General features: G+C 58.3%; 16 protein-coding genes. 11 read left to right on the top strand and 5 right to left on the bottom strand.

The window, feature by feature from the left end; all coding sequences use genetic code 11:
• Positions 1-52: 52 nt before the first annotated feature.
• Complete coding sequence (locus tag HNH97_RS11105; protein ID WP_171790919.1) at positions 53-670, bottom strand: nucleotide exchange factor GrpE; 618 nt, start codon at positions 668-670, stop codon at positions 53-55.
• Positions 671-934: 264 nt separating this feature from the next.
• Between HNH97_RS11105 and HNH97_RS11110 the strand changes: the two genes are divergently transcribed.
• Both HNH97_RS11110 and HNH97_RS11115 read left to right on the top strand, forming a co-directional pair.
• The gene (locus HNH97_RS11110; protein ID WP_110096106.1) at positions 935-1,645 is read left to right on the top strand and encodes a response regulator transcription factor; all 711 of its coding nucleotides are present in this window, start codon (positions 935-937) and stop codon (positions 1,643-1,645) included.
• Between the two features lie 97 nt (positions 1,646-1,742).
• Positions 1,743-3,428, top strand: a complete 1,686-nt coding sequence (locus tag HNH97_RS11115; protein WP_407716830.1) for an ATP-binding protein — start codon at positions 1,743-1,745, stop codon at positions 3,426-3,428.
• Between the two features lie 180 nt (positions 3,429-3,608).
• Here the strand turns inward: HNH97_RS11115 and HNH97_RS11120 are convergent, their stop codons facing one another.
• Together HNH97_RS11120 and HNH97_RS11125 are read right to left on the bottom strand one after the other, a co-directional pair.
• The gene (locus HNH97_RS11120) at positions 3,609-5,492 is read right to left on the bottom strand and encodes an HAD-IIIC family phosphatase (RefSeq protein WP_171790920.1); all 1,884 of its coding nucleotides are present in this window, start codon (positions 5,490-5,492) and stop codon (positions 3,609-3,611) included.
• A gap of 63 nt (positions 5,493-5,555) precedes the next feature.
• On the bottom strand, positions 5,556-7,154 hold the full coding sequence (locus HNH97_RS11125) for a hypothetical protein (protein ID WP_171790921.1): 1,599 nt from the start codon (positions 7,152-7,154) through the stop codon (positions 5,556-5,558).
• 281 nt (positions 7,155-7,435) lie between these two features.
• Here HNH97_RS11125 and HNH97_RS11130 point away from each other — a divergent pair, with 281 nt between their 5' ends.
• From HNH97_RS11130 to HNH97_RS11150, 5 genes are all read left to right on the top strand, one after another.
• Positions 7,436-7,864 (top strand): hypothetical protein, encoded by a 429-nt coding sequence (locus HNH97_RS11130; protein ID WP_110914281.1) that lies wholly within the window; start codon positions 7,436-7,438, stop codon positions 7,862-7,864.
• Between the two features lie 49 nt (positions 7,865-7,913).
• Positions 7,914-10,925, top strand: a complete 3,012-nt coding sequence (locus HNH97_RS11135; protein WP_171790922.1) for a glycosyltransferase — start codon at positions 7,914-7,916, stop codon at positions 10,923-10,925.
• Positions 10,926-10,955: 30 nt separating this feature from the next.
• The gene (locus tag HNH97_RS11140; RefSeq protein ID WP_171790923.1) at positions 10,956-13,898 is read left to right on the top strand and encodes a glycosyltransferase; all 2,943 of its coding nucleotides are present in this window, start codon (positions 10,956-10,958) and stop codon (positions 13,896-13,898) included.
• Positions 13,899-14,158: 260 nt separating this feature from the next.
• A complete protein-coding gene (locus HNH97_RS11145) occupies positions 14,159-15,895 on the top strand; it encodes an HAD-IIIC family phosphatase (protein ID WP_171790924.1) in 1,737 nt (578 codons plus the stop codon).
• 184 nt (positions 15,896-16,079) lie between these two features.
• Positions 16,080-17,024 carry a glycosyltransferase family 2 protein gene (locus tag HNH97_RS11150; RefSeq protein WP_171790925.1) on the top strand — a complete coding sequence of 315 codons (945 nt, stop codon included), beginning with the start codon at positions 16,080-16,082 and terminating at the stop codon, positions 17,022-17,024.
• Positions 17,025-17,215: 191 nt separating this feature from the next.
• Here HNH97_RS11150 and rho read toward each other — a convergent pair whose 3' ends face one another.
• Both rho and HNH97_RS11160 read right to left on the bottom strand, forming a co-directional pair.
• Positions 17,216-18,517 carry a transcription termination factor Rho gene (rho, locus tag HNH97_RS11155; RefSeq protein ID WP_110095232.1) on the bottom strand — a complete coding sequence of 434 codons (1,302 nt, stop codon included), beginning with the start codon at positions 18,515-18,517 and terminating at the stop codon, positions 17,216-17,218.
• A 222-nt stretch (positions 18,518-18,739) separates the two neighbouring features.
• Entirely contained in the window at positions 18,740-19,714 is a 975-nt protein-coding gene (locus HNH97_RS11160; protein WP_110914273.1) for a magnesium transporter CorA family protein, read from the bottom strand.
• Positions 19,715-19,919: 205 nt separating this feature from the next.
• Here HNH97_RS11160 and trpB point away from each other — a divergent pair, with 205 nt between their 5' ends.
• The 4 genes from trpB (at position 19,920) to HNH97_RS11180 (ending at position 24,262) form a co-directional block, all read left to right on the top strand.
• The gene (gene trpB, locus HNH97_RS11165; protein WP_244949403.1) at positions 19,920-21,158 is read left to right on the top strand and encodes a tryptophan synthase subunit beta; all 1,239 of its coding nucleotides are present in this window, start codon (positions 19,920-19,922) and stop codon (positions 21,156-21,158) included.
• The gene (gene trpA / locus HNH97_RS11170; protein ID WP_171790926.1) at positions 21,155-21,979 is read left to right on the top strand and encodes a tryptophan synthase subunit alpha; all 825 of its coding nucleotides are present in this window, start codon (positions 21,155-21,157) and stop codon (positions 21,977-21,979) included. The genes trpB and trpA overlap by 4 nt, the downstream gene beginning before the upstream one ends.
• Before the next feature lie 72 nt (positions 21,980-22,051).
• Complete coding sequence (gene accD, locus HNH97_RS11175) at positions 22,052-22,918, top strand: acetyl-CoA carboxylase, carboxyltransferase subunit beta (protein WP_110914271.1); 867 nt, start codon at positions 22,052-22,054, stop codon at positions 22,916-22,918.
• 15 nt (positions 22,919-22,933) lie between these two features.
• Positions 22,934-24,262, top strand: coding sequence for a bifunctional folylpolyglutamate synthase/dihydrofolate synthase (locus HNH97_RS11180; RefSeq protein ID WP_171790927.1), 1,329 nt, complete (start codon positions 22,934-22,936; stop codon positions 24,260-24,262).
• The last annotated feature ends 184 nt before the right edge of the window (positions 24,263-24,446 follow it).

Genomic DNA, 24,446 nt, shown 5'->3' on the forward strand with positions numbered 1-24,446 from the left:
CGGCCTTTCAAGGGGGGAGAAGCCGATCAACCGGCATTTTCAGCCCGTGATATCAGGCATGTCCCTTGGACACGACAACCATCGCGGGCTTCAGCAGGCGACCATGCAGCGTCCATGCCGGCGTCCATGCCTGCATGACGGTGCCTGCGGCGTGTTCATCGCTGTGCTGTTCCGCCATGGCCTGGTGCAGGTTGGCGTCGAACGGCTTGCCGTGCGCGTCCACGGCGACGATGCCGTTGCGTTCAAGGATGCCCATGAACGAACGCTCGGTGCTCTCGATGCCTTCGCGCATGCTCTTGAGGATGCCGTCCTCATGTTCCGTCGGCGCGGGCAGGCTGGCGAGCGCGCGCTTGAGGTTTTCGGCGGCTTCCACAACGTCACGGGCGAATTTCTGCGTGGCGTACTGCCGCGCGTCCTCGATCTCGCGCTTGGTGCGGGTGCGCAGGTTCTGCATTTCCGCTTCGGCGCGCATCCATTTCTCGCGCATGGCGGCGACTTCGGCCTCAAGCTCCGCGATGCGGTCCGACGGCTCGGCCCCCGTTTCCGCCGTGGCGGCCGCGTCCGTGGCCGCGGCGTCATGCGGGGGCTGCTGGCCCTCTGTCTGGGGCTGGTGGGTACCGGCGCCGTGCGGGGCGTCGGCGTTGTGGGTGGGGTCTGTATCGTGGGTCATGACCTATCAAGTAGGTAACGGTCGCCTGATGGACAAGGCATGACGGTCTGCACAGGCATGCCGAATTTGCGTAATGCCCCTGATATGTGCTGCACCGTCAGATGCCGGGCGGCCGTCCCGTCCCTTCCTCATGTTCATCAATATGGCGCATGCCCTCATGACATGCGGGTCGATATGACGCTATGCTCCAACCGCCCTTCAAGGCAAGTCCCCGACGCGCGTGCCCGGTGGCCGCAATCCGCAGATGAAGCAGAAGAGATCCTGATGGAGCCGACGAAACAGACGATCGTGCTGGTTGACGACGATCGCAACATCCTGACGTCCGTGCAGATGACGCTGGAAGCGGAAGGGTTCACCGTCCATACCTATACCGACGGTGAAAGTGCCCTGCATGGCCTGATGAGCCGTCCGGCGGACCTCGCGGTGCTCGACATCAAGATGCCGCGGATGGACGGGATGGAACTGCTGCAGCGGCTGCGTGCGCGTTCGCAATTGCCGGTCATCTTCCTGTCGTCCAAGGATGAGGAAGTGGACCAGTTGATGGGTCTGCGGCTGGGGGCGGATGACTACATCACCAAGCCCTTTTCGCAGCGCCTGCTGCTTGAGCGTATCCGCGCGCTGCTGCGCCGCAACGAACTGACCCGTAACGAGGCCGTTGGCGCCAACCCGGCGGGTAACATGGTGCGCGGCAACCTCTCGCTTGACGAGACGCGGCACCAGTGCCTGTGGCACGGGCGCGACATCCAGTTGACGGTGACGGAGTTCCTGCTGGTCAAGGCGCTGGCGACCCGCCCCGGCCTGGTGAAGTCGCGTGACCAGTTGATCGATGCCGCGTATGGCGAGAACATCTATGTCGATGACCGCACCATCGACAGCCACATCAAGCGCGTGCGCAAGAAGTTCCGGCAGGTGGACGAGGATTTCAACCAGATCGAGACGCTGTACGGCATAGGCTACCGCTACAAGGAAGAGTAGGAATTTCCCGCTGAAGCGTCCGTTCCCCATGCCTGGCCTTGCCCTGCGCCTGTCTGCCCTGCGTGCGCGCCTGCGCCCGAAAAAGGGGGGCGGCCGCATGTCGGGCAACCATGCCGCCGCTGCCGTCTACATGGAATACCGCACGCGGCTCGTCTCGCCGCTGATGCGGCGGATCCTGCTGGTCAACATGCTGCCGCTGGGGCTGCTGGCGCTGACGCTGCTGTACCTGACGCAGTTCCAGAACAGCCTGCTCGAGGCCGAGGTCTCCGCCCTGCGTGAACAGGCGCGCATCTATGCCGGTGCGCTGGGGCAGAGTGCGGTGACGACCACACGCCATGGCGTGCTGCTGGACCCTGCGCTGGCGCGGCCGCTGCTGCTGCGCCTGACGGAGCCAAGCCCCAGCGCGTGTGCCCGCCTGTTCGCCCCCGATGGACAGCCCGTTGCCGACAGCCGTGCGGAGCGGGCAGGCCACCATGCCCACGGTTCCGGCGAGGGACGGCATGAGGGGACGGGCGGGGAAGAAGACGACCGCTCCCCGCTCTATCCCGAGTCCCGCAATATTGGCGAGCGTCTGTACAACTGGCTGCTGTCGCAGTTGCCGACCCTGTCGGGGGAGCGGATCATGACGCTCGATACCCCCGACACCGATCCGTCGGTGCAGCCGGTGGCCGGGCCGAACGGCATGCGCATCATGGAGATGCCGCCCTATATCCGCCGCACCGCGCACCAGCGCCTGATGGTGACGGTGGCCGAACCCGTGATGCATGACGGGCAGACCACGGTGGGGATCATCCAGTTGACGCGGGAGGCGCGTGACGTGGACCGTTCCCTGTTTGCCGTGCGGTCCTCCATCCTGTCGCTGTTCCTGATGGCGCTGGCGCTGACGATCCTGCTGTCATGGTACCTGTCGCTGACGATCGCGCGGCCGCTGCTGCGGCTGGCGGCGTCGGCGCATGTGATGCGTGAATCCTCCGGCCGGACCGACACGGTGCCCGAACGCCTGCTGCTGCGCCGGGACGAGATCGGGGAGGTCGCGCGTGCGTTGCAGGACAGCGCGAGTGCGCTGTGGGCGCGCATGGACGCCATCGAACGCTTCGCCGCCGATGTCAGCCATGAGATCAAGAACCCCCTGTCGTCCATCCGCTCCGCCATTGAAACGCTGCTGCGTATCGAGGATCCCGAACGCCAGCGGCGGCTGATGATGATCATCCATGACGATGTGCGCAGGCTGGACCGGCTGATTACCGATATTTCCGATGCCAGCCGCGTGGATGCCGAACTGTCGCGTGCGCGCGCCGAACCCGTGGCCGTGGTGCCCCTGCTGTCGGTCCTGGCGGAAATCCACCAGACCACGCGCCAGCCCGGACAGCCGGTCATGAGCGTCGCGAGCAGCGGCAACAGCGCGGAACGGCCGCTGAAGGTCATGGCGGTGGAAGACCGGCTGGTGCAGGTGCTGCGCAACCTGATCGGCAATGCGATTTCGTTTTCGCCCCCCGACGGGCAGATCCTGCTGAGTGCCGTCCCGGCCGGCAACATGGTGGAGATTGCCGTTGCGGATGAAGGGCCGGGCATTCCACAGGCGAAGCTGGACAACATCTTCGACCGTTTTTATTCCGAACGCCCGACCAGCGAGAATTTCGGGCAGCATTCGGGGCTGGGCCTGTCCATCAGCCGCCAGATTGTCGAGGCCCTGCGCGGGACGATCAGCGCGGAGAACCGGATTGACGCGGACGGGAATGTCATTGGTGCCCGGTTCGTGATCTGCCTGCCAAGGGTGGGATGATCGGGGCTCTGGGGATTACCCTTTGGAAACCACGGCTGGCCGAGGGATCGGGTGATATCATTTAAAAGTTTTTGGTGAATCTTTTTCCAAAAAGTTTCAGGGAACGTCGCCTTTTTGAAAAAAGGCGACACCCAAAAACTTTAGCTACTTTCCGTTGTGAAAGGGCGGGAATCCCATGCATCATGCTTCGTGCAATGCGGGGGTTTCTGTTTTTTCGGCGGGTGCATCAGCAGAAATGACCTCGGTTATGGTCCTGTAGAGTCTGTAATAAACCATGCGTCCGAAATGTTCCCTGTCGGTCTGGTCACTTCTTTCTTTTACATAATCGTCAATGTGCAGCAGGAAGGTATTTTTCCTGTTGGCCGTCAGTTCCATGATTTTCCGGTTGAAGGGGATGTGTGTTGAAACATTCTCAACTTCATTTTCATGGTTCAGGAATCTTTCGGCCCCCAGCAGGATGAACAGGAAAGACTCTTCGGGAATCCGGGGCAGGATACTGCGGAGGCAGTTTTCGAAATAGTCCGGGTCCGGCGCATGGTAATGGAAATCGCCAGATGCGACATTGCGGAAGGCATCATCAAGGAATTTGTTCTGGTCATGATGTTCCCCCTGTGAAAAATTTTCCGTCATGATCGCATGACACTCGGGGAACGGATATCGGGTGGCGCCGTCCTGATATGAATATGTTGCGTACAATGCATCGACGGAAAAATTCAGCACGTAAACATCGTACGTCATGTCATCGAATTGTGTCGCGAAATCCTCTTTCCTGTAGCCAAGTTTTGAAATCCACGCCAGCCTTTCATCGGTCAGGCCAAAGATGGAATCATGGAACAGTTGCGAGTGGTCAATGCGGATGCTGACACCGTCGCGACAGAAATTCTGCTCCTCGACGACACGGCGGTTCCCCTGCTTGAGGTAATGGGCCAGTCCTGCGGCATGGCATCCCCCGCGAACATATATGCTCTTCCTGCTGGCGGCCACCATGGCGTCGGAAGAACCTTCCTCCTGGTTGATCCAGTCAATGTGCGCCGGGGAATTGATGTCCGATATGACCGTGCCCTGCACATGCAGGTCGGGCCGGTCGAGCGACTGGTAAACCCATTGTTCGATTCCCATGCCAAGTATGCGGCATGAAAAGCAGAAATGTTCAAAGTAACTGATTCTGTTGACATAGACGAGTGAGTAGAAGCCCACGATGCCATAATCGCCAAATTTATCGCTGACCCTGACCAGACCGGAATACCTGAATGTCTGTTTGATCTGCGACAGCAGGATATCCCGGGCTTCCTGCCGATCCTCCGGCAGGCGCTGCTTCGTGAAATTGAGCTGGTTCGTCCGGTTGATCAGTTCTATTGCACGGTCAAGATGGTTTTCGACATCATAGATGAACTCGACCCTGATATTACTGTCTTTCAGGAAGTCTTCGATACTGGAGAAATTTTCCTTCTCCTCATCACGGCTTTCCAGAACCTTGTAATGTTTCAGGCGTGAAAGGCTGGAATCATCCTTGCCCCTGAAACGGGTGTCCGTCAGGAGGTGTGGGATAATCTTCTCATCTGCAATGTGGATTTCCGGATTGACTGACAGGACTTCCTGCAGGTTATGGGTATTGTCGTCAATAAACATGACGGTTTCAGGACGAAGCTGGATACGCCGGATGATTTCGGCAACCCTTGCCCCCTTCGGGGACCAGTCGATGCTGGGGAAAACGAAATAATCCCAGATTCCCTTTTCCTGCAGGAGATATCTGACGGATTCAAGATCATTTTTGGAACAGATGGAACTCATGATGCCCCGTTGGGCAAGTTCCACGACAATATTGTGGTATTCATCCGAATAGGAAATACCCCCTTCGGTCAGGGTGCCATGCCAAAATGTTTCATCCAGGTCCCAGATAACGAGACGAATTTCCTCAGACATAAAATCTTCTCCAGCAGGCAGACGATGCTCCACCTTACTTGAAGCGGAATATTGTAAATTATCCGTCAATATTTCCTGGAGACTTTTTGAAAATAATATGTTGATAAAAACAGTAAAAGTTTTTGGTGAAGCTTTTTCCAAAAAGCTTCAAAAGAGCGCCGCCCTTAAAAAACATCGTACCAATATGCCGCGTTCAAACAGCCCCTAAAGTTCTTTCCCAAGAGGAATATGGTACCAATGCCCCTGTTCAAAAATCACCGGCGCATGGGTTTCCTGATCGTTGACGATCTGGCCTTCGGCAGGTGCCGTCATGTGTCTGATCTGTTTTTCGGTCATGGTGGGAAGAACGATGCCCTGTCTTGTGCTGATGGCCTTATCCAGTATGACATTTCCCGCGAATTCCACGTCCCGGCCGACATACACATTACTGTTGAATGTCACTTCCCCATCGGGAGAAATCGAAAGCGCGTTGAGGGAGCGTGTCATATCCCTGTCCGGTCCGGGAACGACAAAGTTGAGGGTTCCATATTCGTCGTCTGTGATCGCGGGATAGGAGCTGGCACCGATCTGAAGTCCCTGTCGTGCGATCAACCGACCAGAGATCGCGGTATCACCAGACCCGGTCAGTTCCAGCGCGTCCGCATAACGGGTTACAAAATGCAGGTTCCCCTGATAATCGCCAAATATCTTGACCCGGTTGGGATCTGAATGGCCAAAGGAAATCGGGCCAAGTTCGCCCAGCCAGAGCGCGGGCGCACAGATGTCGCCCGGACATCCGGTATTGGCGTAACGCAGGTCAATGGCAGCGTCCTTGTAAGCGCCCATGATCTGAAAGGCGCTGTCGTAAAAGGTATAGGCCCCGGCCCGGAGCAGGATGCCGTTTCCGACCTCCAGATTGTTATGGCTGTCGTCTTTCTGCTGCTGTGATCCGACGATCAGGGCAACCCTGTCGTGACCGTCATCGGCACCGCTGGCATAAAGGTCTATTTCCGCGGATTCGATTCCTCCGGCCTTTGAGGACGGCAGTCCGGTCTGGTCGATCACGCCGGTATTGATGCCTGAAATCTGGCTTCGGGGACCATGAGTGTCCCGGATGGCGGGACGGATTGCAAAAAGGTTCGCATCCGTCTTGATCGCGCCGTTATAGGAGGCCGCAGTCAACTGGCTGCTGAGGCAATAGACCTGCCCCCTGTTTTCGATATTGGCTTCCTCGCAGTTTTCAGTGATGCCGAAATGGGCGTTGTAGACAGGATTTTCCGGTGTGTTCCAGTTTTTCGCAGGCGTGTTGATATTGTAGTCCACGCTGACCACCGCCCCATCCCCGGCATGATTGCCGTTCTTGGCAATGTTGAGGGTGCCGGCATAGTTGGAGATGACCGTATCGCCGGTAGGCGTGGGGAAAATGCGGAAACTGTTGCCGGAGGCTGCATCCCTTGCCCCGTCGGAAATCCAGATCTGTGTGCCCGGATAGCCCGAAACCGGCGGGGTCCGGTATGTAAAGGACCCTCTTGGCATCCGCAGCAGCGCCATGGAGGGAAAGCTTCCCCGATAGGCATCAAGGGAAAGGCTTTCGTCGCCCCCTTCGAACTTCCCCCCGAAATCCAGCGGGGACAGCGTATCGTTGAAATGCTGCGCCAGGGTACGTGATGTCGTGCCCTCCGCCGCCTGTGCGTGCGCCGGACTGATATCTCCGTCAAAACCTTCCGCAAGATCGGCCAAGTCGCGTGGATGATCGGTGGAGGCTGCCTGCGCAGTGCCCCTTGCGATGGCCAGGAACAGGAAAGCCGTCAGGATATGTTTCATGGGCATGACCGTCAGGCCTTCATGTATGGCGTGTATGTCGGAAGATCCGGTTCATGTTTCAGGAATATATTGTAAATCCATTAAAACATGCTGGATGGGGCATGAAGTTATCCGAGATGCACTTAATTGAAAATTAACGAAATAAAAATAACCATATATGGATTGATAACACTAATAAATTAAAAAGTAATGAACCAATTAATTACTAATTAATAGTTGACTAAAATACACATGTATTTTACATTATTCTGGATAGCCTATTTCAAAAGGTTGAGCCTGACATGATCCCGTATTCTGTTCTTTCACCGCTGGCTGAAGAAAGCGGTGCGCATGTAACCATATCCAAGACGTTGTTCCGGTTCCTGATATCGGAATACCTGAAATCCCTTCCGTTCGATGAAAAAGCCTATCTGGAGACAAATCCCGATGTCGATGCGGCGGTCCATCGGGGGGAATTGAAAAGTGGTGAGGAGCATTTCCTTTACACGGGCTTTTTCGAAGGCCGTGAGACCGGCAGCACTGAATTCGATGAAAAATGGTACCTGAAGAACAATCCCGATGTCGTGGCGTCCGTCCGGCGTGGTGACTGGACAACGGGCAAGGAACATTGGCTGGCCATGGGGCGTGCCGAACTGCGCGCACCCAGCAGGGCACTGGTGCCATTATATGATACGTGGCGGCAGTTCCTGCTGAACAACAAGTATAAATAAGAACAGAATACAGAAATTTGCAGCATGTGTTGCAGGGGCTTCGGGATATATGGGCGGTAATACAGACGATTTCATAGCGGATTCGGCCCATCGTTATATTGCGTCCCTTGCCTCCCGCTATGACGGACTTCCTGCGATACCGGAAGATCTGGCATCTGTGCTCGGGCGTCTGGAATATCTCCAGCGGGCACATCCCAGCGCACGTGACATCATGCTCGGGATCGGCCTGTGCCGTCTGGCGACGGGTGAGCCGCGGGCTTCGGAGCCTTTTGAATATCTTTCCGGGCATGCGCTTTCCCCCATCGCACGGTTTTTCCTGCTGCTGACACGGCTGAAATTCGGTGCGCATGACCGCACCTTTGCTGAACTGCGGGCTTTCCTTCGTGAAACGGCCATTGTTTTCGACGATGTCGCGTTCGAGGTTTTCAGTGCCCTGTCGGCCGCGCACCGTTGTGACGGATGGTGCGCCATGCGACCGGACGGGCGCATCGTCGTGGGGCTTGCGGATGGAAAGGATGGCGACGTCACATGGCATCATGACGATGTGGAACATCGGGCGGAACTGGCCTCTGTGGGGTCTTTCGCCGGGTTTGGTGTGTATGATGTCACCAATTTCGAACTGCCCGACAGCCTTCCCGTCATCCATGTGCGGCATGAAGGCCGTGACATGCTGGGCAGTGCGCTTGAACCACGCACCATCTGGCGTTGCGAAGGATTTGTCGAAGGGAGTGCCGAGGGCCTGACGGGGTGGTTCCGTTATCCCAACAACCTTGTGGCGGATGAACATGTGCGGGTCCGCGCGGTGGAGGATGACAGGACGCTGTTTGATGACGAGGTCGGGGACCGATGCTCCGACCTCCTTGTCGCGGAGAAAGCGCGCACGCCATTCCTGATCCCGTGGAGCGATCTGGACGGGGTGGAAACGCCCGCCGTCAGGGTCACGGACCGTTTCGCGCAGGAATTCTATGGTAGCCCGCTCGATCCCCTTGCGGGCGCGCGGTACGCCCGTGCACAGGCGCAATGGGTGGCGCGGACATTCCCCACCTCCTGTTCCCATGCCCCCCGGCCCAAGGCCAACCAGCCTTTCCCGGCATTATATTCCCCCCGGTTCAGGGAGGATGTGAACCCGGAGGCTGATGTGGACAGGATCGGGCGTCCTGTTGCCATCATCATCCCGGTTTACAAAGGGTATGAAGTGACCCGGGAATGTATCGAACTCGCCCTGCAATGGCGTGGGCCGGATGACCGCCTGGTTGTCATCAACGATTTCTCGCCTGATCCACGCATTGTCAGCTTCCTTGAAGATGTTGCGGACAGGGAGGGCATTACGGTCCTGCATAACGAACGCAATCGCGGCTTTACCTGTTCAGCCAATCGTGGATTGCGTGAAGTCAGGCAGGATGAAGATGCGGTGCTGCTCAACAGCGACACCATCCCGCCGCCGGGATGGATCACGAAGCTGCAGCAGGCCGTCTATCGCGCGCCGGATATCGGCACGGCGACGCCGCTTTCCAATGCAGCGACAATCTTCAGCTATCCCCGCAATGACGGGAACAATCCGATCCCTTCCTATGACGAGGTGATTGAACTTTCGTCCCTGCTGGCGGAAATTGACAGTGCGGAGATTGTCGAGGTTCCGACCGGGCACGGCTTTTGCATGTATATCCGTGCGGAATGCCTGCACCAGACGGGCGTGCTGCGTGAGGATGTCTTTGCCCAGGGCTATGGCGAGGAAAATGATTTCAGCCGACGTGCCGCGTCCCTGGGGTGGCGGCATGTCGTGTGCCTTGGCACCTATGTCGGCCATGCCGAAGGGCAGTCCTTCAGCGCGTTCAGGGGCGACCTGATCCGGCGCAACCTTGGTCTGCTGAACGGACTGCATCCCGGCTATGACCGCCTTGTCCATGAATGGCAGGAGCGCAATCCCCTGCAGCGGTTCCGTCGAGACCTCGATATCCGCCGCCTGTCGCAGGCCATCGGAAACCGCCAGGCCGTCGCCCTCATGACGCATGACCGTGAGGGAGGCGTGCATCGTTTTGTGCATGAACGCGCGCTGTCCATTTCGGAAGATGGATGTGTCCCGCTGATTATTTCCCCATGCGCGGCAGAGGCGAAAGATGACTATCCCCGGTGGGAAGTCGTACCCTATCTGGCGGATGAGTATCCCAATATCATCCTGTCGCGCCGTGGGCCGGACCTGCGTGAACTCCTGCTGTCCCTCAACTGCGCGCGGATGGAAATCCACAGCTATATTGGCGCAGGGATCAAGGACATTCACTGGGTTTCGCTCTTCGGGTTCGACTATGATGTCTATCTCCATGATTATTCATGGTTCTGCCCGCAGATTACGCTGGTCTCCCACAACAGCCTCTATTGCGGGGAGCCGGAATCTCCGGTCTGCGAGACCTGCATCATGGATCGCGGCCATGCGACAGGGGATGACACGGCGCTGCCCCTGCTGCGGGAACTGGGGACGGATATCTTCCGGTGCGCCCGGGCGGTGATTGCGTCCTGCCACGACGTGGCCACACGGTATCGCCGGCATATCGACGTGCCTGTCGTCCTGGCGCAGTGGGAGGCCCCGGTCCCGACACAGGACATCGTCTTTACGCCCAGGAACCCCACGGATGTCAGGCGTATCCTGCTGATCGGGGCGATCGGCCTTGAAAAAGGGTATGACCTGCTGCTCAGGCTTGCGCGCCATGTGGCGGCGACCGGGCTGCCGCTGCGGTTTTCCATCGTGGGGTTCACATGTGATGATTCACGCCTGCTGGAAACAGGGGTTGTTGAAATCACCGGACGTTATGCCGAAAACGAACTGACATCGCTGATTCGGATGCAGAAATGTGACTGGGGCTTCCTGCCTGCGGTATGGCCGGAAACATGGTCCTATGTGCTGACGGAATTCTGGCGTCATGATTTTCCCGTCGTGACATTCGACATCGGTGCGCCCGCCGAACGCATCAGGACCGCAGGCGGGGGGCTTGTCATTCCGCTGCACCTTCCCGTGGCCTCCGTGGCCAGTGTCCTGCTGAACCCCGCAAAGTTCATGTCACGGTGATGCGTATCAATCAGGACAGGGAATATCGTGATGTCGCCTGAAGGTCTGGACATGAAACCTGACTGGTCCTGTTTCGATGCGTCATGGTACAAAAGCCATTACCATGTCATCCTCGATGCGTTCGGCCTGCATGATGATGAAAGCATCACGCGGTTTTATGAGGAGTTCGGGAAAAACCTGGCCCATTCCCCGAACATGTTTTTTGATGAGGAATGGTACAGGGCGGCCTACCCCGATATCCTGCCGCTGATCGAGGCCGGGGAGATCGCGTCCGGGTTCGCGCATTATTGTGCGTCCGGCTTTGCGCAGCGTAATCCCAACTGCTTCTTTGACGAAGAATTCTATTGCCGGACGCAGGTCTGCATGTCCACCCAGCAGCTTGAGGCCCATGGGTTGCGTAATGGGTATGACCACTACCTGATCTATGGCGCGCGGGAAGGGCGTGATGCGTCGCTGTTCTTTTCCACGAAACTGTTCCTGCGGGAAAATCCGGATTTCCTTTATGACAGGCGCAGGGGCGCATTTGTGTCTTTCCTTGGAAATTTCAGGGATCCTGCGATTGCCTTGTGTCGCACGTCCGCCTGTTTCGATCCTGAATGGTATATGCGGGCCTATCCTGACGTTGCTGAACATATAAGCGAATGGCAGCATCCGTTACGGCATTATCTGGGCAATCCGGCCCCCGGTGCGTTTGATCCCAATCCGTTCTTTAGCGAGCGGTTCTATGCGCAGACGAACCCTGATGTCGCAACGGTGGTGGCCGGGGGGGATTTTCGCAATGCCTATGAGCATTTCCTGCGTTATGGACAATATGAATACCGACGTCCATGCGCGAACGTGAACCTTGCGGAGTATGCACGCGACCCCAGTGTCTCCGACGCCGTGGAAAGGGGGGAATACCCGACGCCGTTCGGGGCCTATGCCGTGCTGTATGGGAAAACCCCCGATGCGGATGGCGGGCGGCAGGTGCCTGAAATCCTCTGCAAACGCGCCTATCGCCGGATGGCGGAGGTCCGGGCCGCGACGGTTCTGCAGCAGGGACTGGATTTTTCCTGTGACCTGCCGGAACTGAGCGTCGTGATGGTGGTCCATGACCAGTTCGCCTTTACCATGACGGCGCTGTCCTCGCTGCGTGCGACCTGTCGCAGGGCGATTCAGGTGATCCTTGTCGATGGGGCCTCGACAGACGAAACATCCATGATCGAACGTCATGTCGCGGGGATCGAGGTCATCCGGTTGGCGGAAAATGTCGGCTTCCTTGCAGGGTCGAACCTTGGCCTGGCCAGGGCGGTGGCGCCCTATGTGCTGTTCCTCAATAACGATGTGGAACTCATGCCCGGCGCCGTCGATGCTGCACTGGAGCGACTGCGCCGGGAGGAAGGCGTGGGGGCGGTGGGCGCGAAACTTGTCCGCACGAACGGGGAATTGCAGGAAGCGGGGAGCATTGTCTGGAACGACGGCACGACATCCGGTTACCTGCGGGATGCCTCCCCATTGCTGCCGGAGGCGAATTTCGTGCGTTCGGTTGATTTCTGCTCCGGCGCGTTCCTCATGGCGCGGACGGAAATCGTCAAGGCGCTTGATGGTTTCGATCCCCTGTTCGCACCGGCCTATTATGAAGAAACCGACCTGTGCGTGCAGATCCGCCAGCGTGGTTTTGACATCGTGTATGATCCTGACGTGGTCGTCCTGCATTACGAATTCGGCAGCGGAAAGTCCGGCGAGATCGCAACATGCCTGGGACGGAACATCGGAAAGTTCTTTCACAAGAACCGCGCATATGTGGAAGGAAAATGCCAGCGGGATGAAGCCAATGTGCTGAAGGCACGCTCTGCCGGTGCGGACAACGGGCGCGTCCTGTTCATCGAGGACTACCTGCCGCAGCCTGAAATCGGCGCAGGCTTCCCCCGTTCCAATGACATCGTGCGTACGATGGTGGAGGCACTGGGGCTGCATGTCACGGTCTATCCCATCTTCCCGCCACGCCGTGCGCCCGTGGCACGATACCGGAACTTCCCTGACAGGGCCGAGGTCATGTGGGATCGGGGCCTTGGTGATCTTGGGACATTCCTGCATGCTCGTGCCGGGTATTACGACGTCATATGGATCGGCAGGACCCATAACGCGGATCGCCTGAAGCCTGTCCTTGCGGCATGTGAGGGGGCGCTGGCGGGATGCCGGGTCGTGCTGGATACGGAGGCCGTCGCCACATTGCGCCAGCATGGCAGGATGCGGATCATGGGCCAGACGGACCTGCCCGACCTGAATGGCATGCTGCGTTACGAATTGCGGAATACGGATTTCATCGACCGGTTCGTGACAGTCAGTACTGAAGAAGCGACCCTTATCAGGGGGATCGTGAAACAGGATGTGCATGTTCTGGGTCATATGAAAACGCCAGTCCCCCGCAACCGCCCGTTCAGTGAGCGCAGGCATTTCCTGTTTGTCGGGGCGATCCAGAACCTGGAGTCCCCCAACTGGGACGCGCTTTCATGGCTTAACGACCATGTCGTGCCGTATCTCGACAGTTTCCTGCCCGAGGATGTCCGTATCCGGGTGGCCGGGTATGTCGGCGGGGATATCGACCTGTCCACGATACTGACGCATCCCCGGTTCGAACTGCTGGGGCCTGTCGAGGACCTTGCCCCCCTGTATGAGGCGCATCGCGTTTTCATTGCCCCCACACGCTTTGCAGCGGGCATTCCGTACAAGATCCATGAAGCCGCAGCCCATGGCCTGCCCATTGTTGCGACCGACCTTCTTGTCAGGCAGGTCGGGTGGGAGGCAGGGGCGGATATTGCCTGCGCGCCGGAGACGCAGCCACTGGCGTTCGCGGGGCAGATGCAGCAGGTCTATACGGATGAAAATCTGTGGGCGCGGATCCGCCGTAATGCCCTGCATCGTATCTTCCTTGAAAATCGCCCTGATGATTACAGCAGGCGATTGAAGGACATCCTGAATTTCAACGACTGAAAACAGGCCGCCCATAAAACGCAGGCCAAATTACAAAGAAGTTTTTGGTGAAGCTTTTTTCCAAAAAGCTTCAGGGAACGACACATTTTTGAAAAAGTCAGCATCCGAGAACTTTTATCAATCCCATGAAGGACCGTCTTCATGCCGGATGGAACAGCACACGCTCCCAAACTGTGGGGCACCGTGAAGCATATATTAACAGAAACCTTATAACATAAGGGGCCAATATGCTGATAAATAAAATTTAAGAGGAAAATATAATGGAACCTGTCCGGCTGGTCATCTGGGATCTTGATGAAACATTCTGGAGCGGGACCCTGAGCGAAGGTGGCATTCAGCCTATTGAACGAAACATGGCCCTGCTCAAGACCCTGTCGGAAAGGGGAATCGTCAATTCCATATGTTCCAAAAACAATTTCGCGGATGCTGAACGCGAACTGAAAAAAATGGGGGTGTGGGACTACTTCATTTTCCCACAGATCGCATTTGCCCCCAAGGGTCCCATGATCAGGGAAATCGTCGAAGCGACAAACCTGCGCCCGGAGACGATGATGTTCATTGATGATAACCCGATGAACCTCAATGAAGCTCTGTTCTTTTACCCGGGGATGCAGGTTGCCGATCCGTCAATTGTTGCGACTCTCCTTGAAGATGACAGGTTCCGGGGAAAACCTGATACAGGGATGGAGCGCCTTGGACGCTATAAGGTGCTTGAGGAAAAGCATAGGGATAAAAAGGAGATACAGGGAGATAACATAAACTTCCTGAAGCAGAGCAATATCAGGGTCAGTTTCCATTATGACATCGAAAAGGAATTTGACCGCATACACGAACTGGTCAACAGAACGAACCAGTTGAACTTTACCAAGAATCGCTGGCCGGAGAACCGGGAGGCAGCATGGGACGTGTTCCAGAAAGAGTTTTCGGAAAGGTTCCCGGCGATTTCCGGATATATAAAAGTCTCTGACAAATATGGGAATTATGGAATCTGCGGATTTTTCATGATCGGGGAGCGCAGGGCGACACATTTTCTGTTTTCATGCCGTATCATGAGCATGGGGGTGGAGCAGTTCTGCTGGAACCATCTGATGCGCCCGCATGTCCATGTTGTCGGTGATGTCATCTCGTCACTGGATGGCGACGTCAACTGGATTACGATTGTTGATGATGTCGATGATGATTCAAACAACTTCATTCATGATTACGCAAAAAACCTCAAGGTCTGCCTGAGGGGAGCCTGCGATTTCACGTCAATGGAACATTATTTCCGTGCCCGATACAATGTTCTAGGTGAATTCCCGCTGGCCTATAAATCATGGGCGTTCAGCCCGTGGGTAAGGACGATTGCCGCCACCGATGCCCTGCAGACACCAAAGGGACGTGAACTTCTTGCCCGGACAAGCATTTTTCCGGAAAACTATCTGGAATCTGCGGTCATCAGCGGGGATGCCGATATCTATGTCCTTTCGTTTTCCGTTGAATATGCCGCGCATTTATACAGGTCCCGTTCCACAGGGGTCACGGTTTCGCTGTGTAACGATTTCCTGGCAGGACGGGATTTCAGTGAAACGTCCTATGAAACACTGGTCAGGAATTTCGGTCGTGATCCCGGTTTTTCCGAAAGCGAATGGGAATTCATGCAGCAGGAATTCGAATTCTTCGCACATCATGACATCGGGATGTTCATGGCGGATGTCTGCAAACTGTTCGAGAAACTGAAAGGCAAAAAGGTCATCGTTCTTGTCCTGAATGAACGGGTGGGATCGGATGACTGGATCAAATCCGTTTATGGCAACATCAACAGGATCGTTGTTCCCCTGTCGAAGATATATGGGTTTGATCTGGTGGATTATGGAAAATATGTCCAATCCCCCGAAGATCTTGCATCACCAGATGATCACGGGGTTCATTTCTCCCGTGAAGTATATTTGAAAATGGCGACAGAGATCATGAATATCTGCGACAGATATGCAATCGAAAACGAAAAAGCCGATTGAGCGCAAGCATCTATGATTTTGAACCTGACGCCAGTTCGCCTGATCCGCAGGACACGTCATATCGCCCGGTCTGACAGGAACATGACCGGGGATATGGTACGTTTTTCAGACCGGCCCGGCATATGATTTATTTTCTGTTTATGAAGCGTATATAAAATCATGCAATCAGGGAAAGGAACATAAAATGAACGTGGTTGCAGTGATGAGGCTTCTTAACGAAGATGATGTTATAGAAGCAAATATAAGGCATCATCTGGCGCATTTTAACCGCATCATTATTCTGGATGATGGCAGCGCGGACAGGACATTGGACATCATTGAGAAGATGATTGACGAAGGCCTGGCAATCACTCTCATAAAAAAACCATGCATCGTGTCCAGTGAACGCGAAAGGAATACGTTTCTATACAATATTGCCTGCACGGATTTCGACGCGGACTGGGTTTTTTTTATAGATGCGGATGAATTCATCGACATGCGTGGCAGGGTCGAAGGTTTTCTGAATTTTATAAAAACGGTTCCCCCTGAATTTGAATCCATCCTGCTTCCTATCAGGAACTATATGGATACAGTATTTGACAGCAAAGAAGAACTGGTTGTCCCCCACAGGATGATATGGCGCACGATCGAGAATATCGGCGTCCTGAAGGTTGCGGTCCGGGGCAGGATTCCCGGTCATATCCAGATCAGTGAAGGCAACCATACCGCCTATCGTGACGGTGTTGAATTGCGGGCCTTTGGTGGCAGCAACCTGTGCATCGCGCATTACCCCAGAAGGTCTGGCTGGCAGGATATCTACAAGTGGATCATCATGCGGTTGAAGATCACGGCGGCAGGCAGGCGGGAGGTCGAAAAGGGCACCGGGTCGCATTATGTCGAACCCCTGCGGATACTGATGAATGACCCCAACAGGATCCTGAATGACAAAGGGTTTTTCGAAAGGACCCCCAACAGTCATTATACCATGGACATGATGAAGTATGACGGCGGAGACCTCAGATATACCGAGGAAACGGACTACAAGGCCAAATGCATCAAACTGGTGCTGGACTGCTCGTTTTCCATTGCGCGGGCATTTGGACAGGAAATGGATGAAAACCCACAGTTGCGGGACCGGATCCTTGCCTGATGGCGATGTAGGTAAAGAATAAAAGTTTTTGGGTGCTGCCTTTTTTTAAAAAGGCGGCGTCTTTTTGAAGCTTTTTGAAAAAAGCTTCACCAAAAACTTCTTTCTGTTTTTCTGCCGTAGTACGACAAAAGAAAACCCCTCCTGAAACATACAGGAGGGGTCATCGGTCACTGGCCAAATGGCACGGAACCTTACGTATTCATCGCGTCGAAGAAATCCTTGTTCGTCTTGCTGTATTTCAGCTTGTCGAGCAGGAAGTCCATCGCATCCATTGTGCCCATCGGCGCCAGGATACGGCGCAGGACCCACATCTTCGACAGGTCGGCACGATCCACCAGCAGTTCTTCCTTGCGGGTGCCGCTCTTGGTGATGTCGATGGCGGGGAACGTGCGCTTGTCCGCCAGCTTGCGGTCAAGGATCAGTTCGGAGTTGCCGGTGCCCTTGAACTCTTCAAAGATCACTTCGTCCATGCGGCTGCCGGTATCGATCAGGGCGGTGGCAATGATCGTCAGCGACCCGCCTTCCTCGATATTGCGCGCGGCGCCAAAGAAACGCTTGGGCCGCTGCAGCGCATTGGCGTCCACACCACCGGTCAGCACCTTGCCCGATGACGGCACGACCGTGTTGTAGGCGCGCGCCAGGCGGGTGATCGAATCCAGCAGGATGACCACATCGCGCTTGTGCTCGACCAGGCGCTTGGCCTTTTCCAGCACCATTTCGGTCACCTGCACATGGCGCGTTGCCGGTTCGTCGAAGGTGGAGGACACGACCTCCCCCCGAACGGAGCGGGCCATGTCGGTCACTTCCTCGGGGCGTTCGTCGATCAGCAGTACGATCAGGAACACTTCGGGATGGTTTGCGGAAATGGAGGACGCGATGCTCTGCAGCATCACCGTCTTGCCGGTGCGCGGGGGGGCGACGATCAGCGCGCGCTGCCCCATCCCGATGGGGGAGACAAGGTCGATCACACGCGGGGTAAAGTCGCGGGTCTGGCCCTTGCCCTTCCCCTTGGCGGTGCTTTCGGCCGGCCCCACGGCGGTGTTCTCGACTTCCATCTGCAGGCGGCGTTCGGGATACAGCGGCGTCAGGTTGTCGAAATTGATCCGCTGGCGCACCGCCTCGGGCGGTTCGAAATTGATCGTATCGACCTTGAGCAGCGCGAAATAACGCTCCCCATCGCGCGGGGCGCGGATCTGACCCTCCACCGTGTCGCCGGTGCGCAGGCCGAAGCGCCGCACCTGGCTGGGGGAGATGTAGATGTCGTCGGGGCCGGGCAGGTAGTTCGCCTCTGGCGAGCGGAGGAAGCCGAAGCCGTCCGACAGGATTTCAAGTGTCCCATCCCCGTAGATCGCCTGGTCATTCTCCGCCAGCGTCTTGAGGATGGTGAACATCAGTTCCTGCTTGCGCAGGGAAGATGCGTTTTCAATATTCAGACTTTCGGCATAAGCCAGAAGGTCTGCTGGTGTTTTGGCCTTGAGTTCGGCGAGATGCATGCAAGCGTTGCCTTGGACTGGCAGTTCAGGGGGAGGGAATGGATAATATCCGGTGTGACAGGAACAGGCGTGTTGTCACATCCCAGCATCTGCAGACGAAGTCAGAAATGCGACGTGGATATTACATTCATACAGAGGATAAGGCGCGATGATCGGACGACCACCCAGCACATAGGGTGTCGGATATCCCAAAGCGAAGCAAAAGTCAACACGGATTCGTGGCTACTTTCCCAGCCATCCCTTGCGCCAGAACCACAGCAACGGCAGCACCACGGTCGCGGCCATCAGCGCCAGCGAGTACCAGTATCCATATTTCCAGTTCAGTTCAGGGATATCATGGAAATTCATCCCATATATCCCGGCAACCAGAGTGGGTGCGACACCGATGAAGCTGACCACCGTCAGGATCTTCATCCCGTTATTCTGCTCGATACTGATGAAGCCCAGCGTGGCGTCGAGCAGGAACTGAACCTTGTTCGATGTCTGCGAGACGAAGTCATTGAGCGACTTGATGTCGCGCTCCACCGTCGCCAGCCGCCCCTGCAGCTTGTCTGACAGGTCGCGCTTCTTGTTCTCGGTCACGAAGATGGTGATGCGTTCCAGCCCCAGCAGGCTGTCGCGCACCGATGACGTCAGGTCGCCCGAGCGCCCCACGCGGCTGAGCATGCTGCGCAGCAGCCCGTCCATGCGCCGCATCCCGCCATGTTCGGACTGGAACACATCCTTCGACATGCCATCGAGCGACTGCCCCAGATGTTCAAGGATATCGGCCAGCCGGTCCACGACCGCTTCGAGCAGCAGGGTCACGCACTCATCGCCAGACAGGCGCGTGGACTGCCCCGCCACCTGCCGTGCCACCACGTCGAATGCGGTAAAGCCGGTAAAGCGGATCGTCAGCAGCCGGTCGCGCATCAGGATGAAGCCCACGGGGGAGACGAAAAAGTCATCCCCGATCTGGCGCACCAGCGGCGTGGACAGGTACACCGCATCATCTTCCATGAACAGGCGCGACGAACTCTCGATCTCGTCCAGGTCGGCACGGGTGGGAATGCGCTGCCCCGTGATGTGGGCGGCCAGTACCTGCTCGTCATCGGTCGGATCCAGCAGGTCCAGCCAGGGAACATCCTTGACCTCTTGTGCATCGGCCTCGCTCGTGATCGTCCGGGCGGGCGAGCCGGGCCTGTGCGCAAGAAACATTGAGAGATCCTCTTTTCCTATCCTGTCGCGGCCTATCATCGGGACAACCGGCTTTATGTCAAATCGTGACAGTCGGGTCGGGCGACCGGGGGGTGGTGTTTTTGCGCCATCGGGTCCAGAACGCCGTAGGCGTATCATCGCGCGGGCGCGTGCGATATACCATCATCGACACCCGCATGAATTTTATTCCCTGTGGAGAGCAAAGTTGAGCGCAGCACAATCCCCGGCCCCGCCGCCCCGCGCGAACAGCCTGCGTAACGGCCCGGACGAACATGGGCGGTTCGGTATCTTTGGCGGCCGCTTTGTTGCCGAAACCCTGATGCCGCTGGTCCTCGAACTGACCGAAGCCTACAGGGAAGCGAAGGCGGACCCCGAATTCCATCGTGAACTGGACTATTACCTCAAGGATTATGTCGGCCGCCCCAGCCCGCTGTGGTTCGCCCGTCGTCTGACGGAGGAACTGGGCGGCGCGCGCGTCTACATGAAGCGCGAGGAACTCAACCACACAGGCTCGCACAAGCTGAACAACGTGATGGGGCAGATCCTGCTTGCCCGCCGCATGGGCCGCACGCGCATCGTCGCCGAAACCGGCGCGGGGCAGCATGGCGTTGCGACCGCCACGGTCTGCGCCCTGTTCGGCATGAAATGCTGCATTTACATGGGCGCGACCGATGTGGAGCGGCAGAAGCCCAACGTGTTCCGCATGCGCCTGCTGGGGGCGGAGGTCATTCCCGTCACCGCCGGGGCCGGCACGCTGAAGGACGCGATGAACGAGGCGATGCGCGACTGGGTCACCAATGTGCGCGACACCTACTTCCTTGTCGGCACGGTGGCGGGCCCGCATCCCTATCCGGAGATGGTGCGCGATTTCCAGTCGATCATCGGCGTGGAGACGAAGCAGCAGATCCTCGCGGCCGAAGGTCGCCTGCCCGACGCCATTGTCGCGGCCATCGGCGGCGGATCGAACGCGATGGGGATCTTCCACCCGTTCCTTGATGACCCGTCCGTGCGCCTGATCGGTGTGGAAGCCGCCGGGCGCGGCCTCGACAGCGGGGAGACCGCAGCCTCCATCGAACGCGGACGCCCCGGCGTGCTGCATGGCAACCGTACCTACCTGTTGCAGGATGCCGACGGGCAGATCGCGGAGGCGCATTCCATCAGCGCGGGCCTTGATTACCCCGGCATCGGGCCGGAACATTCATGGCTGCATGATATCGGCCGTGCCGAATATGTTGGCGCCACCGATGACGAGGCTCTGGCCGCGTTCCAGCTCAGCACCCGGACGGAGGGGATCATCCCCGCGCTGGAATGTGCCCACGCGCTGGCCTATGTCGCGAAGCTGGCGCCCACCATGTCGCCGGATCAGATCATCGTACTGAACGTATCGGGCCGGGGGGACAAGGACATCTTCACCGTCGCCGCGCATCTGGGAGTGTCGTTGTGAGCCGTATTGCCAGCCGATTCGCCGCCCTGAAGCAGCAGGGACGCGGCGCCCTGATCCCGTATGTGGAGGCGTGTGATCCGGATTACGAAACCTCGCTCGCGCTGCTCCGGGGGATGCCGGGGGCGGGTGCCGACCTGATCGAGGTCGGCATGCCCTTCAGCGACCCCAGCGCCGATGGGCCGACCATCCAGAAGGCGGCGCTGCGCGGCCTGCGCGGCGGGGCCAGCATGAAGCGCGTGCTGGAGATGATTACGGCGTTCCGTCGTGACGATAACGAGACGCCGATCATCCTGATGGGCTACGTCAACCCGATCGAGGCGTATGGACATGACCGCTTCTGCGCCGATGCCGCGCGCGCGGGCGTGGACGGACTGATCATCGTCGATGTCCCGCCGGAGGAAGGCGACCTGCTGCGCGCGCCTGCTGCGGCGAACGGTCTGGATATCATCCGCCTTGTCGCGCCGACCACGCCGGATGCGCGCCTGCCCATCGTGCTCGATGGGGCGTCGGGCTTCCTGTATTATGTCAGCATCACCGGGGTGACGGGCACCCGCACCGCCAGCACCGATGAACTGTCGGTGGCCATCCCGCGCCTGCGGGCTGCCACCGACCTGCCGATCGCCATCGGCTTTGGCATCCGCACGCCCGCACAGGCCGCCAACGCGGTGCGCGCCGCCGATGCCGCCGTCGTGGCCTCGGCGCTGCTCAACACGCTGGAGGGGACGCTGGATGCGGATGGTCATGCCACGGCCACGACCGTCAGCAGCGTGCTGGCGCAACTGCGCGAACTGGCCGATGCGGTCCGCGCGGCCCGGAAATAAACGTGAATCTGGCATCACACGCGATCTGCCTGTATGGAGCAGGCGGATAGATGTACGTCAGGGAGAGTTAACATGAGCTGGCTGACCGAATATGTCCGGCCCAAGATCCGTGGCCTGCTCAAGCGGGAAGTGCCGGACAATCTTTGGACCAACTGCGAGTCCTGTGAGCAGATGATTCTGGTCAAGGACCTGCGGCGGGCGATGAATGTCTGTCCGCATTGCGGCCACCACATGCGTGCCACGGTGCAGCAGCGGCTGGAATGGACGTTCGACAAGGGGGAGTTCACCCGCATCGAACTGCCCAAGGCCCCGGTCGATCCCCTGTCGTTCCGTGACCGCAAGCGTTACACCGACCGCCTGAAGGACGAGCGCGCGAAGTCCCAGCTTGAGGAATCGATGGCCGTCGCGCATGGCCGCATCGGTGGGCATGACGCGGTCGTCGCCGTCATGGCGTTCGAGTTCATTGCCGGCACGATGGGCGCGGCACTGGGCGAGGCCTTCCTGGCCGCCGCGCGCCTTGCGATCCTGCAGCAGGCCCCGCTGATCGTCTTTACCGCATCCGGCGGTGCGCGCATGCAGGAGGGGATGCTCAGCCTGATGCAGATGCCGCGCACGACCATCGCGGTGGAAATGCTGCGCGAGGCGAAGCTGCCTTACATCGTGGTCATGACCAACCCGACGACGGGCGGGGTTTCGGCCTCGTTTGCGATGCTGGGCGATATCCAGATCGCGGAACCGAACGCCCTGATCGGTTTCGCCGGACAGCGCGTGATCGAGGACACCGTGCGCGAAAAGCTGCCCGAAGGGTTCCAGCGCGCGGAATACCTGCTCGACCACGGCATGCTCGACATGGTGGTTGCGCGCCCGGAACTGCCGGCCATCCTTGGCACTTTGATCGGGCAACTCAACCATGCCCACATCACGCCCCCTGCGGCGTAACCTGTACGGTCCATCATGAACGCATCGCCTACGTCCGGTCTGGGTCCTGAATTCGCCGGGCGTACCGGCGCGATCCTCGAACGGCTGAATCAGCTTTATCCGGCCCTGATCGACCTGTCGCTGGGGCGTCTGGAACATCTGCTGGCGCGCCTGGGCCATCCCGAACGCCACCTGCCGCCGGTGATCCATGTGGCGGGCACCAATGGCAAGGGCAGCACCTGCGCCCTGATCCGCGCCATTGCGGAGGCGGCGGGATGGCGCGTCCATGTCATGACGTCGCCGCATCTGGTGCATGTGACCGAACGCTTCCGCATCGCGGGGAAGATCGTCACCGAATCCGAACTGGCCGAAGTGCTGGAGGAGGTCGAGCGTGCCAATGATGGCGCGCCGATCACCGTGTTCGAGGTGCTGACCGCCGCAGGCTTCGTGCTGGGCGCGCGCCATCCCGCCGAACTGATGATCGTCGAGGTCGGACTGGGCGGGCGTTACGACGCGACCAACGTGCTGGCGCGGCCCGCGGCGTGTGCGATTGCCTCCATCTCGATGGATCATGAGGCGTTCCTTGGCGATACGCTGGAAAAGATCGCACTGGAAAAGGCGGGTATCATCAAGGATTTCGTGCCGGTTGCCACGGGCCGTCACCCGACGGACGTGATGGGCGTGATCGCCCGCGTGGCGGCGGAACATGACGCGCCTTTGTGGCGGCGGGGCCATGAATGGTCCATCACCCCGTCACCCGATGGCACGCGTCTGATCTATCGCGACGGAGAAGGGATGCTGGAACTGCCGCATCCCGGCCTGCCCGGTCCGCATCAGGTGGATAATGCGGGACTTGCGGTTGCCACCCTGCGGGCAAGCGGCCTGTCGCTGCCTGCGCAGGCGTGGGCGGGGCTTGCGGATGCACACTGGCCCGCGCGGCTGCAACAGTTGCATGGTGCGCTGGCGCATCTCCTGCCTGACGGGTGGGACCTGTGGCTGGACGGTGGACATAATCCCGGCGCGGGTGAGGCGCTGGCGCGTGTGATGCAGGAATGGTCGGACCGCCCCGTGCACCTGATTGTCGGCATGAAGCAGACCAAGGATGCGTCCGGCTTCCTCGCGCCCCTGCTGCCCCATGCCGCGAGCGTGCAGGCCGTGGCGGAACCGGAGCAGCACCTTGCCCTGCCGGTGGCCGATATCATTGCGGCAGGACAGGGACGTGTGACCGCAGGCCCGACCATCAAACAGGCGCTGGAACACCTGTCCCGCGACATGCCGGCACAGCCCCCCGCACGGGTGGTGATCTGCGGCAGCCTGTATCTGGCCGGGGTGGCGTTGCAGCAGGATGGCTGGGTCGCGACCTGATCTGTTTAAAAAGTAGTGGTTTCCAAAGGTCCGCGACCTTTGGTGGGGGTTCGGGGGCAAAGCCCCTGAGACCTGCTTGCCCCATGTAATGCCGTTGTGTGCGCGGAATATCCGGGCGCTGCCCGGACCCGGCAGGGAGCGTGCTCCCTGCGCCCTGATCTGTTTAAAAGTAGTGGTTTCCAAA

The organism is Gluconacetobacter entanii (assembly GCF_013155425.1).
Classification (GTDB): domain Bacteria; phylum Pseudomonadota; class Alphaproteobacteria; order Acetobacterales; family Acetobacteraceae; genus Novacetimonas; species Novacetimonas entanii.